The 558-nt window shown below is 35.8% G+C and carries 1 protein-coding gene; it reads right to left on the bottom strand.

Going from position 1 to position 558, the window contains the following annotated elements; translation table 11 throughout:
• Window positions 1-150: 150 nt before the first annotated feature.
• The gene (locus DWZ61_RS19465) at window positions 151-414 is read right to left on the bottom strand and encodes a hypothetical protein (protein WP_029471584.1); all 264 of its coding nucleotides are present in this window, start codon (window positions 412-414) and stop codon (window positions 151-153) included.
• Window positions 415-558 lie beyond the last annotated feature (144 nt).

Below are 558 nucleotides of genomic sequence, written 5' to 3'. Positions count from 1 at the left end.
CAACGGAACAACACTGATGGCAGTTTGTGTTGAGTTCAAGAATTGTGCAAATTTCGATTTTAATGTCTCTATTATACCATAATGATACTATTATAAAAAAGGAAAAAGAGCTCCTTCGAGCTCTTTTGATTCAGTTCTGTAAACTTGAATTTAACTCTCCCATCTTGCAATTCTGATTCCCCAAACTCGAAATTCACCATATACAAATGCATCGCCGTTTGTCAGATGATATGTTTGTGAAAATCCTAAACTTCCATAATCAGCAATTTCATCCGCAGTTTGTGTGCTTCCAAGTGTTATAAGCGGACATTTTCCTGGGTCAGTGCTTCCAATCAAACGAAATCCCTCAATAGCAACAAAAATCCCCCAACAAATAAGAATACCTAAAACTGCTTTTAAAATTTTCTTTTTCATATTCACCACCCCACAAATACCGATTTCTCAGTTTCAAAAACTGGAAGTTGTTTATCCAAAATGAAATGGAATAACCATATCAAGTAAAACCGCAAGAACTATACTAATCGTTCCCATTAGCGCAGAACTCCTCAATGTGTCTCT

This window comes from Clostridium sp. AF34-10BH (assembly GCF_003478095.1).
In the GTDB taxonomy this organism is placed as follows: Bacteria; Bacillota; Clostridia; order Lachnospirales; family Lachnospiraceae; genus Acetatifactor; species Acetatifactor acetigignens.
Note: the sequence above shows the minus strand (reverse complement) of the source record. Positions and strands in the feature narration are given on the sequence as shown.

Bases quoted from the DNA above. Each gene is read 5' to 3' on its own strand.
- DWZ61_RS19465 (WP_029471584.1), bottom strand. From the start codon at position 414: ATGAAAAAGAAAATTTTAAAAGCAGTTTTAGGTATTCTTATTTGTTGG.